At 70.6% G+C, this 13,782-nt stretch carries 11 protein-coding genes; 3 read left to right on the top strand and 8 right to left on the bottom strand.

Annotated features, from left to right (window positions below):
* Positions 1–3 precede the first annotated feature (3 nt).
* Positions 4–348, top strand: coding sequence for a metalloregulator ArsR/SmtB family transcription factor (locus tag ABZ793_RS17565; RefSeq protein ID WP_357458084.1), 345 nt, complete (start codon positions 4–6; stop codon positions 346–348).
* Positions 349–382: 34 nt separating this feature from the next.
* On the opposite strand, the gene ABZ793_RS17560 is transcribed toward ABZ793_RS17565, so the two are convergent.
* Positions 383–838 (bottom strand): hypothetical protein, encoded by a 456-nt coding sequence (locus tag ABZ793_RS17560; protein ID WP_357458081.1) that lies wholly within the window; start codon positions 836–838, stop codon positions 383–385.
* A gap of 204 nt (positions 839–1,042) precedes the next feature.
* On the bottom strand, positions 1,043–1,414 hold the full coding sequence (locus ABZ793_RS17555) for a hypothetical protein (protein ID WP_357458079.1): 372 nt from the start codon (positions 1,412–1,414) through the stop codon (positions 1,043–1,045).
* Positions 1,415–1,730: 316 nt separating this feature from the next.
* Between ABZ793_RS17555 and ABZ793_RS17550 the strand changes: the two genes are divergently transcribed.
* A complete protein-coding gene (locus tag ABZ793_RS17550; protein WP_357458076.1) occupies positions 1,731–3,311 on the top strand; it encodes an alkaline phosphatase D family protein in 1,581 nt (526 codons plus the stop codon).
* A 172-nt stretch (positions 3,312–3,483) separates the two neighbouring features.
* On the opposite strand, the gene ABZ793_RS17545 is transcribed toward ABZ793_RS17550, so the two are convergent.
* The 3 genes from ABZ793_RS17545 to ABZ793_RS17535 form a co-directional block, all read right to left on the bottom strand.
* Complete coding sequence (locus ABZ793_RS17545; RefSeq protein ID WP_357458074.1) at positions 3,484–6,483, bottom strand: family 16 glycoside hydrolase; 3,000 nt, start codon at positions 6,481–6,483, stop codon at positions 3,484–3,486.
* A 1,066-nt stretch (positions 6,484–7,549) separates the two neighbouring features.
* Complete coding sequence (locus ABZ793_RS17540) at positions 7,550–7,708, bottom strand: hypothetical protein (RefSeq protein ID WP_357458072.1); 159 nt, start codon at positions 7,706–7,708, stop codon at positions 7,550–7,552.
* A 299-nt stretch (positions 7,709–8,007) separates the two neighbouring features.
* Positions 8,008–8,379 carry a metalloregulator ArsR/SmtB family transcription factor gene (locus ABZ793_RS17535; protein WP_357458070.1) on the bottom strand — a complete coding sequence of 124 codons (372 nt, stop codon included), beginning with the start codon at positions 8,377–8,379 and terminating at the stop codon, positions 8,008–8,010.
* A gap of 220 nt (positions 8,380–8,599) precedes the next feature.
* Between ABZ793_RS17535 and ABZ793_RS17530 the strand changes: the two genes are divergently transcribed.
* Positions 8,600–8,968 (top strand): hypothetical protein, encoded by a 369-nt coding sequence (locus tag ABZ793_RS17530; protein WP_357458068.1) that lies wholly within the window; start codon positions 8,600–8,602, stop codon positions 8,966–8,968.
* A 12-nt stretch (positions 8,969–8,980) separates the two neighbouring features.
* Here ABZ793_RS17530 and ABZ793_RS17525 read toward each other — a convergent pair whose 3' ends face one another.
* The 3 genes from ABZ793_RS17525 to ABZ793_RS17515 form a co-directional block, all read right to left on the bottom strand.
* Positions 8,981–11,242 carry a hypothetical protein gene (locus tag ABZ793_RS17525; protein WP_357458065.1) on the bottom strand — a complete coding sequence of 754 codons (2,262 nt, stop codon included), beginning with the start codon at positions 11,240–11,242 and terminating at the stop codon, positions 8,981–8,983.
* A 232-nt stretch (positions 11,243–11,474) separates the two neighbouring features.
* Positions 11,475–12,800 carry an alkaline phosphatase PhoX gene (locus ABZ793_RS17520; RefSeq protein WP_357458063.1) on the bottom strand — a complete coding sequence of 442 codons (1,326 nt, stop codon included), beginning with the start codon at positions 12,798–12,800 and terminating at the stop codon, positions 11,475–11,477.
* 185 nt (positions 12,801–12,985) lie between these two features.
* Positions 12,986–13,702: a TetR/AcrR family transcriptional regulator C-terminal domain-containing protein gene (locus ABZ793_RS17515; protein WP_357458060.1), complete on the bottom strand. Its 717-nt coding sequence runs from the start codon at positions 13,700–13,702 to the stop codon at positions 12,986–12,988.
* Positions 13,703–13,782: the final 80 nt, after the last annotated feature.

Below are 13,782 nucleotides of genomic sequence, written 5' to 3'. Positions count from 1 at the left end.
GCCATGCACACGTCGCTGCCCGACTTCGACATGCCCAACGAGGAGCAGGTGCATCTGGCGGCCGAGACGTTCCGACTCCTGGCCGACCCCACCCGGATCAAGGTCCTCTGGGCGCTCCTGCAGGGCGAATCGTCCGTCGCCTGCCTTGCTGAACTGGCCGGAGCGGCCCCCACGGCAGTCAGTCAGCATTTGGCCAAGCTCCGCCTCGCCGGGCTGGTCAAGGGACGTCGCGAGGGAACGTTCGTCTACTACTCCGCCGCCGACGAGCACGTTCGGCGGCTCCTCCGGCAAGCCCTGTTCCACGCCGACCACATCGACCGCAACCTGTCCGAAGCGCCGACCGCGTAGCCGATCAGCCACGCGAGCGGGCTCGGCCGGCTGGTCAGCGGCGATACGTCAGCTCGAAGTCGAGCCGCCAGTCGACACCGTTCTCGGACGTCTCCCATTGCCCGTCGATGGTGTCGCCGTCCGGGCTGAGCGTGCCGGTGAAGCGTTGGTTGAAGCCGGGGGCGTCCCGCGTCAGCCGCCAGACGCCGTCGCCGAAGGTCATCCGGTAGACCCGGTGCACGCCGCGCGCGTCGGCGTACAGCATGGTGAACTCCCCGCCGGCGTCGTCGAGCCCGATCAGCGACGTCGTGGGCAACGGGTTGTTCTCTCGCCAGGCTCGCGGTGCGCTGGCCGGCGGCGGCTCGGCGTCGGAGAACTGCCGCAGGAAACTGCCGCCCTCGACCCAGGAGAAGTTCGTCCACCCGGCACCGAGGCCCTGGACCTTCGGCTGCACCGTCCACCGGCCGACGAGGGGGGCGAGTCGCGCGAGCGCGGGATGCCGCTCCGACATGTCCGTACCTCCTCCTCCTGGCGACAGCCCTCACGGTAACGGCGAAGGCACCGGAGCGTCAGCTCCGCGCGGTCCGTCCGCCCGGCCCGGCCGGGCCCCAGCTGTTGGTCGATGAGCAGAAGCAGGTACCGCCACCAGGGTGCCGAGGGCGTCACCATGACGGTGACGCCCTCGGTCAGCGGATGCGGGGTGCTGCGTGCGGCGCTACGGCTTGCAGATCTGGTATGCCTTCTGGAAGCCGGATTCGCTCGCCGCGTCCTGCACCGCGACGAACTCGCTGTCACCGAACCCCCACCCGGCCGGCGCGCCCGTCGAGGAGTCCATCACCCACAGGTCGCGGCCGTCGTCGCAGCGGAACCCCCCGACGACCTGGACGCCGCCGGAACGGTCGAGACATCCGCGTTCGGCCTCCGCTTGCTCGATCTTCTGACCTGGCTTGAAGAGGTCGCCGCATGCGAGCAGGGCGGGCGTGGTCGGCGCCGACGCAGGAGAGGTGCTGCTGTCTCCGTCTTCGCCGCATCCGGTCAGGGCGAGCAGTATGGCAGCGGCGGCGGTAAATGTGGGCGTGCGGATCATGGCGGGCACCATACAGAAATCGGTCGAGGTTCGCTGGCCCTATCGGCGCGCCCCGCGAGCCGAACGGCGGACCCGAATTCCCGTCCGAGGGCAGGTCTTCGCGGCTTGGAGCGATTCCTCGATCCGCCAGCGGCGACCGGCCACCGACACGAGAACGTTGCGCGACCGTTGTCGGCTGTCACCGCCCGGGGATCGACGTGACCAGAAAACCCCACATCAAAATGCGTTCCGTTCACCACCCGTTCCCGGGAGCGTCAGACCGGGCCGTTGGGATGTCGAGGAACAGATGCCCGACCTGTCCGGAAGGCAACGCCTCATGTCACACTCCCCACTCCCGCTGCCCCGACGTCGCTTTCTCGCTCTCGGCGGTATCGCCGCGGGTGCGGCGGTCCTCGCCGCCGAGCCCGCTTCGGCGACGTCCACCGCCTCGGACAGCCGGGTCACCCTGCCGGGCTACGTGTTCACACTCGGTGTGGCGTCCGGTGACCCGACGTCCGACGGTGTTGTGCTCTGGACCCGCCTGGCACCGGACCCGCTCGCCCTCGACGGGCTCGGCGGCATGCCCGATCGCCCGGTCCTGGTGCGGTGGGAGATGGCGGAGGACGAGAACTTCCGCCGGGTGGTGCGTCGCGGCGTCGAACGCGCCACGGCCGACTGGGGGTACTCGGTGCACGTCGAGGTGCACGGCCTGCGGCCGGACCGCGTGTACTGGTACCGGTTCCGTATCGCCGACCAGGTCAGCCCGGTGGGCCGTACCCGCACGGCACCGCGCCCCGGGACCGCGCTCCAGTCGCTGAGCTTCGCGTTCGCGAGCTGCCAGGCCTACACGGATGGCCACTTCACCGCGTTCGAGCACATGGCCCGCGAGGACCTGGACCTCGTCGTCCACCTCGGCGACTACATCTATGAGGGCGGCGGCGCCGGCTCGATCGGCCGCGCCCACTGCCCGGCCGTCGAGACGTTCTCCCTGACCGACTACCGGATCCGGTACGCCCAGTACAAGCTCGACCCGTCGTTGCAGGCCGCGCACGCCGCCGGGCCCTGGGTGGTGGCGCCGGACGACCACGACGTGGAGAACAACTGGGCCGGTGACCACTCCCAGCCGGACACCGAGCCGGACCAGGACCCAGCCGTGTTCCGGCTCCGCCGGGCCGCCGCGTACCAGGCGTACTACGAGAACCTGCCCCTGCGGGCGTCGTCGATGCCGCAGGGCCCGGAGATGCAGGTCTACCGGCGCCTGCAGTTCGGCGACCTGCTGCAGCTCGACGTGCTCGACACCCGGCGGTTCCGTGACCGGCAGCTCACCGACGCGTCGCTGCGCTGGGACCCGAGGCGGCAGATGCTCGGCGCCGAGCAGGAGGCATGGCTGCTGGCCGGGCTCGCCGCGTCCACCGCACGGTGGAACGTGCTCGGCAACCAGATCTTCGCCATGGAGGCCGACCACACCGCAGGCCCGGCCGAGCGGTACGGCATGGACACCTGGGACGGGTACGCCGCCGCGCGCCAGCGGCTCTTCGACGGCGTGGCGGAGCGGAACGTCGAGAACTTCCTCGTCGTCACCGGTGACGCCCACCGCAGCGTGGCCGCCGATCTCAAGCTGGACTTCTCCGACCCGGGGTCGCGGACGATCGGCACCGAGTTCCTCGGCACGTCGATCAGCTCGGGCGGCAACGGGACCGACCACGACAGCCTCGGCGTGACCTGGCTGGCCGAGAACCCGCACATGAAGTTCCACAACTCCCAGCGCGGGTACCAGGTGTGCCACCTGGGCCGCGACGAGATGCGCACCGACTACCGGGTGGTGCCGTTCGTCAACGCGCCGGGCGCGCCGGTGTCGACGCGGGCGAGCGTCCACGTGCAGAGCGGGCGGCCCGGGGTGGCGCACGTGTCCGCGTGACGGTGTGATCCGAGCGTGGCGGGCCGGGCCGACGGCTCGGGGTCGTCGGACCGGCCCGCCGCCAGGCATCACCACGAACGGCGACCCGAGCCGTCGGGGTGGCTGCTGCGGCCGCCAGGCGGTCGGCCGGGCCGGCGTACCGGTCCGGCCGTCCGCATTCTGGCCGCTGGAACTACAGGTCGAGCGGCTCGATCCAGATGTTGCGGTATTGGACGGGGTTGCCGTGGTCCTGCAACCGGATGGCGCCCGTCGCCGGGCCCTCCGGGCGGTTGCCTCCTGTCGGGCCGAGGATCTCGACGTCGTCGTGCACCGTGACGCCGTTCCACACGACGGTGACGCGCGCGTTCTGGACCTTGTTGCCGGCCGCGTCGTAGCGGGCCTGCCGGTAGACGATGTCGTACGTCTGCCAGGTCTGGGGCGGCAGCGCCGCGTTCACGTCGGGGGCCTTCTGGTTGTAGATGGCCGCGGCGTCGTTGATCTGTGGAGGGTCGATGCCGAACGAGTCCAGCACCTGGATCTCGTAGCGCTCCTGTAGGTACACGCCGCTGTTGGCGCGTGCCTGGCCGGTCACGTCCGGCGGGTACAGCGGCAGGTTGAACTCGACGTGCAGGCGGAAGTCGCCGAAGGCCTGCACTGTGCGCAGGTCCCCGTTGCGCACCGTCATGGCGCCGTCGGCAACCGCCCATCCGGGTTCGCGCCCGTCGCTGTGCTGCCACTCGGTGAGCTCTCCACCGTCGAACAGCGTGATGCGCTCGCCGTGCGGCCGGACGGCGAGCACGTCGAGGTTCACGTGCCCGGAGTCCGCGGCCTCCTTGCGGTACTCGACCAGGTTGCGGCCCTTCTCCAGGCGCACGGTGGTGGTGACGGTGCCCCACTCCTTCCAGGTCACCGTGGAGGGAAAGACCGTCCGCCCCACTCGTGCACCGTTGACGTACATGCTCAGCTGCTTCTCGCCCGAGTAGGGGTTCGGGCCGTTGCTGTAGCGCATCGCCAGGTCGTACGTCCCGCTCTCCCGCACTTCGACGGAGATACTGGTCGACGAGCCGTTCTGGGCGAACCCGGCGGCGAAGCCGGCACCGGAGTAGGCGGCGTGGTCGGTGGCCATGCCGACGCCGACGGTGCGGCCCTCCTCGGCCTCGAAGAACGTCTGCGGCTGCACCACGCGACCCGGGATCTCGTTGAGCGTGTACCAGGCCTCAGTGTTCCACAGCTCCTCGCCGTCAGCCGAGGAGAACGGACGCGGGGAGCGCACGTGCACCACGCGGTTCTCCTTCAGGCCCGCGATCCGCAGCTTGACGGTGCGGCCGTCCGCCGACAGTTCGGCCTTGGTCACCTTGAGCGTCTCCAGCTCGAGCTTGGGCCCGCCGTACTGGCTCGTCGCACCGTAGCGCCACTGCGTCACCTGGTACGCGTCGGCGAGCTTCTGCGCGGTCTCGGCCGACAGCGGCTCGGTGTACTCCAGCTCGAACCCGACATGCGACGCGCGCATCTGCTTGACCTCGAAGACCGAGGTGCCGTTGGGCGTGAGCTTCTGCAGGCCGTACGTCAGCTTGCCCTCCTGACCCCAGTTGCCGCCGGCGCCCAGGCCTCCCACGTAGAGCGCGCCGTCGGGGCCGAGGGTCACCTCGTTGATGCCGGACTCCAGTCCCTGCGTGTGCCGGAACACCGCACCCTGGTACTGCCCCTCGACCTTTTCGAGGAACACTCGTTGCAGGCCGCCGTAGGTCACATCGCCGACGACCAGCTGCCCCGCGTACGGACCCTGCTTCAGCAGCACGGGGGTGGACGGCGAGTTTCCGATCTCGTTCTGCGGAAGCCAGACGACGGGACGAGTCACCGGCTTGTCGTCGAACCGACCCGCCGGCGTCGTGTAGTGGTTGTAGAACGCTCCTTGCTGGATCTCGACCAGCTTGGACGCCGGCAGCCAGCCCCCCTGGTTGTCCGTGACGAAGACCTCGCCGCGTGGACCCCAACCGATCCCGTTCGGAGTGCGCAGCCCCCCGGCGACATACGTGATCTCGCCCGTCGCGGCGTTCACCCTGATCGAGGTGCCGCGGTCCGGCGCGGGCTGGGGCACCGTGGTGGCACCGCCGTAGTTGATGGCGACCGACAGGTTGAGATAGAAGTACCCGTCCCGGTGGAGCAGGCCGAACGCGAACTCGTGGAAGTTGCGGCCCCACGGCCAGGTCGTAACCGTCCGGTGGTCATCCGCGACGCCGTCGCCGTCGGTGTCGCGCAGGGCCGTCAGCTCGTGCTTCTGGCTGACGTAGACGGTCCCGTCGACCACCGCCACCCCCTGGGGTTCGCGCAGCCCCTCGGCGAACCTGCGGTAGGTCACCTGCGCGGGGCCGCTCTTCCCGGTGACGCCCTCGACCACGTAGACCTCGCCGGTCATGTTGTCGGTGCCGCCCCAGGTGGAGATGACCAGGTCCCCGTCGGGCATGAAGTCCATGCCGGTGACCTGCGGCCGGAAGCCCTCGGGACGCAGGTCGGTGAGGGTGTACCCGGGGTGCACCCGGTCGAGGGGCAGGCCGTCGCCGGCCGAGTCGGTTGCCCCCTCGCAGTACTTCCAGCCAGGGGCGGTGACGCGCACGACGCCTGCGTCGGTGCTCAGCGCGGAGGTCGGCACGAGTTCGAAGCCGTCGGCGCCGGGGCGCCGCCACTCGAGCCGCAACACCTGACCGCCGCCGTTGTCGAAGAACTCGACGAACAACGGGTGCAGGCCGCCGCTCAAGGTGACCGATCCCTCCCGGGAGGTCTCGCCGTGCAGGCCGTCGTGGTCGACGACGAGCTGGTCGCCGATCGTCAGGCGTGACCCGTCGTCGCTGGTGAGCCGGAACGTGTAGTCACCGTCGGTGGGCACCGCGAGGTTGGCGGTCACGTGGCTGATGAACCGGTCGGACAGGCCGAACTCGTCCGTAGCGGTCCAGTTGATCTGCGGCATGAGCTTGTCGACGTTCGGCGTCTGCGCGGGCTTCAGGGTGCACAGCGCCGACAGCGGGACACCCATGTCGTACGAGCGCAGGGTGACGCCCGGTTCCTGCGGCGGAACTTCGGCGGTGGCGGGTGCGGCTGTGGCCGGAGTGACGGGGGCCGCGGCGAGCAGGGTCGCCGCAGCGGCGGCTGCGGCCGCGAGCGCGGCTCGACGCCGCCGTTGTTTCGGTGCGGTCATGGTTCCTCCTGGTGGGTGCGGCTCCCATGCGGGAAGAGCCGTGCAACTTTCTCCCCTGGACCGGTCGATACGCTCCCGCGAATCAAAAGATCGATGGGTGACGTTATCACTTTCCATCGATCCATCGGAACTTTTGGATGGAGGGAGGGAAAGTCGGTCGCAGGCGTGACCATCAGGTCGTGGCTGCAGCTCAACAGGGTGGTGATGACCTGGGTGCCCCGGAGCTGCCGCAGGGCCGCGCGCGGGAGCGCGGCGTCGCTCATGCAACGGAGCTTCCCCGGCGTCCCGGGCGCCGGCAGGAGGCCCACTTACCCGCCGAAACGGCCGTTCGGGATCAAGGCGCCGCGCAGGTGCGGGCATGCTGGGCGCACTCGGCCCGCTGGCGGCCTCCGGCGGGCATCGGCCGCTCGCGGCCAACCGGGCTCGCGCTACGCGCGGGAGGCCATGATCGCGGCCTCTATGCGCAGTCCGATGCCTGTGAGGACAAGGAGCCCGGCGAGGAAGTGCGGCTCGGTCAGCCCTGAGTCGCTGGAGATCGTGAGCACGGAGATCAGCAGGCCCGACAGCAGTGCGGTAGTGCCTACTACTCGCGTGGTGGCAGCTCGCCGACATCGAAGGTCCACGGCGGGACCGTACCGGACGTCGGGCATGAGGTCCCTCCGGCTCCGTGAACCAATTCTCGCCGCCTACGGCCTGCCGTGGGCGGCCTTCGGCCGTCCTCGGGCCTTCCGCAGTGCCCGTCCGGGCTTTCCCGACCGCCTACCGGGAAGGGGCCTGGCCGCGTTCAAAACCGCACGTCAGTGGGATGGCCGCGCTGGCTCATCGGGGGTCTGAGCCCGTCGTAGGTCGTCCGGAGATGCCGTCGGCTGGAGGCTGGGCTGGTGCGGGCCATGGCCCTGCCAGGCGTTCGAACGCCCGTACTGACCGTGTGGGGGCGGCAGGGCGGCCGGTGAGGTGTGTGTCGGGAGTCTTCGGGTGGGCGGCAGGGAACCCGGAAAACGATCAGTTCAGAACCGCGAGCGGTGCCGGCCCGCCTTTCAACGGGTGCCGGCACCGTTCGCGTCTGTCACCGCTTGGCCTGGTGTTTGGCCATCTGCGGCTGTTCGCCCTTGCCGACTCTCCGCAGGGCCTCGCGCAGCTGCTCCTCTGTCATCTTGGAGTTACCCTCGATGCCCGCGTTGTGCGCCTGCTGGCGGAGTTCGTGCAGCCGTTCCCGGTCACCCATGTCGGCCTCCCCGTGGTGCGGTGGCGCGGGCGGCTCCGCGCGCCACTCCGCTCGTCGTCTTCCCGGGTGGGCCGTGCGCAAACGGCCTCAAGTCGGTGCCCCGCCCGCCGCGGGTGGTCCGGTGCCTTGTGTCGGTGCTGCGGGTGATGACGCTGGTGATCAGCACGAGGCGCATGTTGATCCGTCCGGGCGTCGGCGAGGATCCACGAGGCGAGGGATGATCCGCACCGGATCGTCCTGTCAGCGCGCTACGACGGCGCGGTCCTCGACAGTGCCGCTCAGCGGGCCTTCTTCGCCGCTCAGCGGGCCTTCTTCGTCGCCCGCTTGCGGGGCGGCGTCAACAGGTCGGCTATCGCCGCGATCGCGGACGGCACCAGGCGGTAGTACGCCCAGACGCCGCGCTTCTCGCGCTCGAGCAGGCCGGCCTCGGTGAGGATCCGAAGGTGATGACTCACGGTCGGCTGGGAGAGATTGAGCGGCGCGGTGAGGTCACTGACGGACGCCTCGCCCTCCGGAGCGGACTGGATCAGGCTGAGCAGTCGCAGTCGGGCCGGGTCGGCGAATGCTTTCAGCACTCCCGCGAGCCGCTCGGCATCGGCACGCTTGATCGGCTCACCAGCGAGCGGCGAGACAGCAGGCATGGCAGTTTTCGCAGTTCCCACGCCTTCCATCGTTCCACCAACACCATCGATAGGCCGGCGAATCGTGATCCGTACCCCGATGGCGATCGCGGGACCGGTTGGGAGGGAAGCTGGGGGTGGGCCGCGACGCACCGCACCCGATCGTGGTGCAGGCAGCCGTAGCGGTGGGGAACGGCGTGCCGTCAGGGAGTGTCATGGTGGCGGTCACCGCGCAGCCTGGCGGCGTACCGCGGCGCTGTACAGCCGGTGCATGGCGGCGCTGTTCGACGAGTTGATCACGGCGCTGAGCCGGGCCCGGACCCCCCGCACCGGCGTCCGCGCCATCGTCGTGGCCTACCTGCGCTTCACCGAGGACAACACGGCCGCAGCGCGCTTCATCCACGCCTCGGCCTACGCCGGCTACCTGGCCGCGCACGCCGAGCAGGTGGCGGCGGCCAAGGCGCCGCGCATGGCGGCCGGTGAGATCGCCACCCTGCCGGAGCCTCTGATCGAGATGCTGCTGATCGGCCCGGTGGCGGAGACCGCGCGCCGGTGGCTCGCCGGCGTGCCGGGCATCGATCTCGGGCAGGCTGCCCGCGTACTGCCCGACCGGATATGGCGTTCGCTCGCGCCGGAGTGAACCCGCGCCAGTTCAGGGGGATGACCGTAGCGAGGGGTTGCTGCTGGCCGACCGATCGGCGAGGTCGCGTACGGCCGCCTGGTATTGCGGCTGCGTGTGGTACGGCCAGTGGCGCTCGACGGGCGGTGGCACGGTGTCAGCCGGGTCGATGGTCACGGCGTGGGGATCGCGGAGCCGCATGTCCACCGATTCGGCTGCCGGGGTGTCGCATGGTGGCTCTGTACCCCGGCGCTCGAAGATGGGTCCACCGATCGGGTCGGTGTCCCGCCAGAGGTTGCGCCACCGCCAGTCGAGTCGCCCGCCCAGGTCGCACAGCGCCTGCTGGCCGAGGTAGGCCGGGTAGAGGCGGGCGTAGATGCGGCGCAGCGGGGAGCCGTGGGTCAGCAGGGAGACCCTGGGCAGGGCGGTCGGCGGCAGTTGCAGGACGGTGGCTGCGGCCAGGACCGAACCGTGGCTGTGTCCGGAGATGACCACGGGGCCCTGCGCGGCGAGCGCGGAGACCCGCTTGGTCAGTTCGGGTACTGCCCGGGCGGCGTAGCAGGGGGGCGCGAAGGGGTGGACGGTGCGGGGCCAGAAAGTGCCCAGATCCCACAGGACCGCCACGAGGCGTCGGGTCTCGGCCGACCGGTACGAGCGGAAGCCGAGGATCATGAGGCCGATCACGAGCAGGCTGATGACCCAGATCGCCACGTCGGTGACGTGAGCGACGAGCAGGCCGGTTCCGTCGCGTTGGCCACTGAGTTTTGCCGCGAGCTGAGTGGGACCGATCCCGATCAGGTCCAGCGTGATGGTGGCCAGGCCCAGCGAGGAGATCACGAAGAACGTGACCAGGATCGGGGCCAGCTCCTCGGTCACGTGCGACTTGGCGACGGTCTCCCGCACGAGGCGTAGCCGGGGCACCGCGTCGAGGGGCACCTGCGGGTAGTCCTGTTCGACGACGCGCTCGGCCAGGGTCTGCCGCCGGCGGCGACTGAGCACGAGCGTAGCTGTGGTGACCCCGGTGATGATCAGCAGCGCGGTGAGTCCGGCGAGGGCGGCCCACCAGTACGAGACGGGCGGCTCCAGGGGGCCGAGGACGGGCGGGTTCGGCCGGATCGGATTGGGGATGTAGCCGCGGTCGAGGTAGTCGGCGACCCGGAAGACCAGGGTGGCGGTGAAGGCTGCGGCGACGCTGACCGACAACGCCGCCACGACGGGCGTGCCGAGTCCGCGCAGGAACGGGCGGGTCCCGGTCGGCTGCGTCCACTGGCGGGCGAACGTGACGACGGCGATCGCCACGAGCAGGATGCCCTGTGCCGCGACCAGGCCGCCGGTGCTGCCCTCGTAGCCCGGCAACTGCCCGATCACGGGCTGGGCCGCGCGGGTGAGGGCGGCGTAGCCGAGGCTCAGGACGGTCACCCCGGCGGTGGCTGCCCACAGCGGGCGCAGGAGGCGACGGGCCTGCGCGGGGCCGGCCGGCACGGGCAGGCAGAGCAGCACCGCGCAGAATGCCACCAGGGCTGCGGCGGCGGCGAACAGCAGCATGCCCGGCCGACTCCGCCCGCCGTCCGACAGGGCGGCGAGCAGGCTGGCGTCGAGCGTGCCGGCGCTGATCCCGACGTGGATCTGGCGAAGCCAGGCGGTGACGCGCTCGTCGTCCCAGAACCCGCGGGTGGTGAGTCTCTCGGTCATCTCCGAGGCCTGTGGCTCGGCCGAGGTCGGGCCGAAGCCCTCGAACGCCCGGGCGGAGCGCGCGCCGATCGCCCAGACCAGGCGGAGTGCGAGCAGTGGGATGAGCGACAGCACGGCCAGGCGCGGGCCCATCGGCAGCGTGGCGAGCCAGGACAGGTGGGGCCGGCCGGTCCGGCACTCGACGTGTGGCACGCACTGCCAGCCGACGAGGTTCAGCGTGACGCCGATGATCGAGAGCGTGAAGGCGGCGGTGAGGGTGCCGGCGAGCAGGCGGCACAGCGCGCCGAGCAGGCCGAACCGGTCGGTCGGCGTCGGGCGCAGCCAGATCGCGAGGTTGCCCAGCATGAACGGCAACAGCAGCAGCATGGACGCCGTGCGCACCGCGGCGCCGGCCGTCAGCGTGCCCCAGCGGTACGCCTCGACGGCAACCCCGGCGGTGGCGCCGCCGGCCGCGCCGGTTCCCGGCCGGGGCCGATAGAACCCCGCGTGCCGATCCCCGGCGACGCGCACCACGATCGGGTGGTCGAGAATCTTCTCCGCCGACGCGCCGGAAACCCCGTGCACGCGCAGCTCAACGGTCTCATGTCCGGGTGCTGTGCCCACGCCGTTCAGGGTCACAAAAAGTGACGCCGCCCGCTGCCGAACATCGATCACCGGAAGGTGGTGGCCGCGGTTCCGGGCTTGGGCGATCCGTGACTGCCAGGGCCCGGCCGGCCTGGACGAGCGCGATGCCCGTGGTGCGCAGCCGCTCGGGTAGCGGGGAAGGGGCGGGGGTTGTCCGGGATTCCCGGGCAACCCCCGTGCGGCTACCCGCCTCTCCGGCGCGATCAGCGCATCAGAGCGAACCGTTGCGCCAGGGGCCCGTGATGGCGAACGTGATACCGGGGCTCTGCGCGTTGACGAACATCCAGTTGCCGTTCTTCGGATCGAAGGTCGACCCGGCCCACTCGGAACCGGCGTAGTCGCCGGGGGCGACCGACTTGCCGGGGACCCCGCCAGCCGGGATCACGACCTGGTTCAGCGCGAACGGGAAGATCTCGCCGTCGGTGGTCAGGCCGTGCAGGTATTCGCCCTCGCTGCCGTCCTCGCAGAGCACGATGCCGCCGCGCGGGCTGACGCAGATGTTGTCGGGGTTGTTCAGCACGCTGGCATCCGGCGACGCGAAGAGCACTCGCATCGTCTCGGCCTGCGGGTCGTACTCGAAGACCTGGCCTTGGCCCTTCGGCCCGCCGCTGGTGGACACGATGTAGACCCGGTCGTTGCCGTACCAGGCGCCCTCGAGCCGCTTGAACACGGCGGCGCCGAGTGCGGCGCCCTGCACCGCGGGGCGGGTCTCGCCCGGGGCGTAGTCGGGGTTGGGCACCGTGACCCAGGAGGTCCGGTACTCCACGCCGGTGCCGTCGGCGTAGGTCGAGTACGACGATCCGTCCGGGGTCTGCACGACGAGCATCTGCAGTTCGCCGCCGGCGGACAACTCGCCCGCCTTGTTGGGCAGGTAGCGGTAGAAGCCGGACGGGGTGGCGTCCTCGGTCAGGTAGACGATCCCGGTCCTCGGGTCGACCGCGACCGCCTCGTGGCTGAACCGCCCCATCGCCTTGATGGGACGGGGGTCACCCTTGCGGTCGTAGGGGACCTCGAAGACGTACCCGTGGCGAGTGCCGTCCGGGGCGATCTCGGTGGTCTCCTCGCAGGTCAGCCAGGTGCCCCAGGGTGTCGGCCCGCCAGCGCAGTTGCGGATCGTGCCGGACAGGCTGCCCCAGGACTCGAGGAACTTGCCCTGGTCCGGGTCGAACACCAGGTTGGAGGTGCCGCCACCAGCCGCCGGGTTGTACGCCGGTGTGGTGAACGCACCGGTGTAGCTGCCACGCTCGTGGTTGCGGACCAGCGCGATCTTGCCGTCCGGGCGGCGGAACGCGGCCATCCCGTCGTGCGAACCCGGGGTTGCCACGCCGTCCGACATGAGGTCGCCGGTCCAGCCGTAGCTGATGTACTCGAAGCCCTTGGGCAGGGCCAGCAACTCCAGCCCCGTGGTGTGGTCCCTGGTCGGGTAGAGCGGACCGTAGTCGGGGCTGGACGGGCGCTTGCTCATCGGTGCCGCGCCGGCGGTACGCGCGCTGAGAGCTTCCAGGGGGCCGAGCGCGGCGAGTGCGGCTGCCGTCACGAGGCTACGCTTGAGAAGGCCGCGACGGGCCAGGCCCGGATCGATGTGCTCTGTCATGGATGCCATCTCCCTCTCACGTCAAGTCGCGAGCACGCTATCGATGGCGGGTCACGCCCAGGCCCAACAAGTCGAGAACCATGCGTGAACTGCTGGCCCTGCCAGCCGAGCCGGAACCGCTCACCGTCTCACCGGGGTCGGCGCGACGACGTCCAGCCTTGCCGGTGCAGCCGTTCGATGCCGTCCAGCAGCAGGTCCAGCGCGAACTCGAACTCGAACTGGTCGTCGCAGCCCTGCCCCACCACCGACTCGTCGTCGTGGGATGCCGCCCCGGCGATTTCGGCCAGGTGCGGGAATCGGGCCGCGACCTCCGGTGGTAGGGCCGCCGGCGGGTCGGGGTCGGTGATGCCGGACCGGCCGGCGCGCCGGGAGGCGTCGAACAGTTCCTGGCTGAAGCCCAGGATCCGGCTGCCCATCGCGTGCATCACGTGGTGGGCGAGGTCGGCGGAGAACCCGCCGGCCCGCAACGTCCCGACCACCGAGTCGAGGTAGGCGAGGATGGCCGGCGTCGCCATGTTCCGCGACTCGATCGCGAGCGGCGCCCAGGGGTGGCGCCGCAGCACCTGCCGCGCCGAGAGGATGCGCCCGCGGACCACGTGCTTCCAGCCGGCGTCGGGCACCGGCGGGTCGATCTCGCCGACGACCATGTCGATCATGCCGTCGAGCAGTTCGTCCTTGTTGGCCACGTGCTTGTAGAGGGCCATCGGCACGACGCCCAGATCCTGGGCGAGGTTGCGCATGCTGAGGGACTCGATCCCGGCCTCGTCGGCGAGCGCGACGGCGGCGCGCAGGACCCGGGTCCTGCTCAGCGGCGTCCGGCGCAGCGTGTCAGCCTGCTCAGCCATCTCGGTCCTCGTCTTTCCGGCGACGGTGGAAACCATAACCGCCTTGACGGGTGTACGGCGTACACCTACGCTGCTTCCAT

Origin of the sequence: Micromonospora sp. NPDC047465 (assembly GCF_040643125.1) — a bacterium.
Classification (GTDB): domain Bacteria; phylum Actinomycetota; class Actinomycetes; order Mycobacteriales; family Micromonosporaceae; genus Micromonospora.
Note: the sequence above shows the minus strand (reverse complement) of the source record. Positions and strands in the feature narration are given on the sequence as shown.

Coding starts and splice junctions, on each gene's coding strand:
- ABZ793_RS17565 (WP_357458084.1), top strand. CDS start 4: ATGCACACGTCGCTGCCCGACTTCGACATGCCCAACGAGGAGCAGGTG.
- ABZ793_RS17560 (WP_357458081.1), bottom strand. CDS start 838: ATGTCGGAGCGGCATCCCGCGCTCGCGCGACTCGCCCCCCTCGTCGGC.
- ABZ793_RS17555 (WP_357458079.1), bottom strand. CDS start 1,414: ATGATCCGCACGCCCACATTTACCGCCGCCGCTGCCATACTGCTCGCC.
- ABZ793_RS17550 (WP_357458076.1), top strand. CDS start 1,731: ATGTCACACTCCCCACTCCCGCTGCCCCGACGTCGCTTTCTCGCTCTC.
- ABZ793_RS17545 (WP_357458074.1), bottom strand. CDS start 6,483: ATGACCGCACCGAAACAACGGCGGCGTCGAGCCGCGCTCGCGGCCGCA.
- ABZ793_RS17540 (WP_357458072.1), bottom strand. CDS start 7,708: ATGGGTGACCGGGAACGGCTGCACGAACTCCGCCAGCAGGCGCACAAC.
- ABZ793_RS17535 (WP_357458070.1), bottom strand. CDS start 8,379: ATGGAAGGCGTGGGAACTGCGAAAACTGCCATGCCTGCTGTCTCGCCG.
- ABZ793_RS17530 (WP_357458068.1), top strand. CDS start 8,600: ATGGCGGCGCTGTTCGACGAGTTGATCACGGCGCTGAGCCGGGCCCGG.
- ABZ793_RS17515 (WP_357458060.1), bottom strand. CDS start 13,702: ATGGCTGAGCAGGCTGACACGCTGCGCCGGACGCCGCTGAGCAGGACC.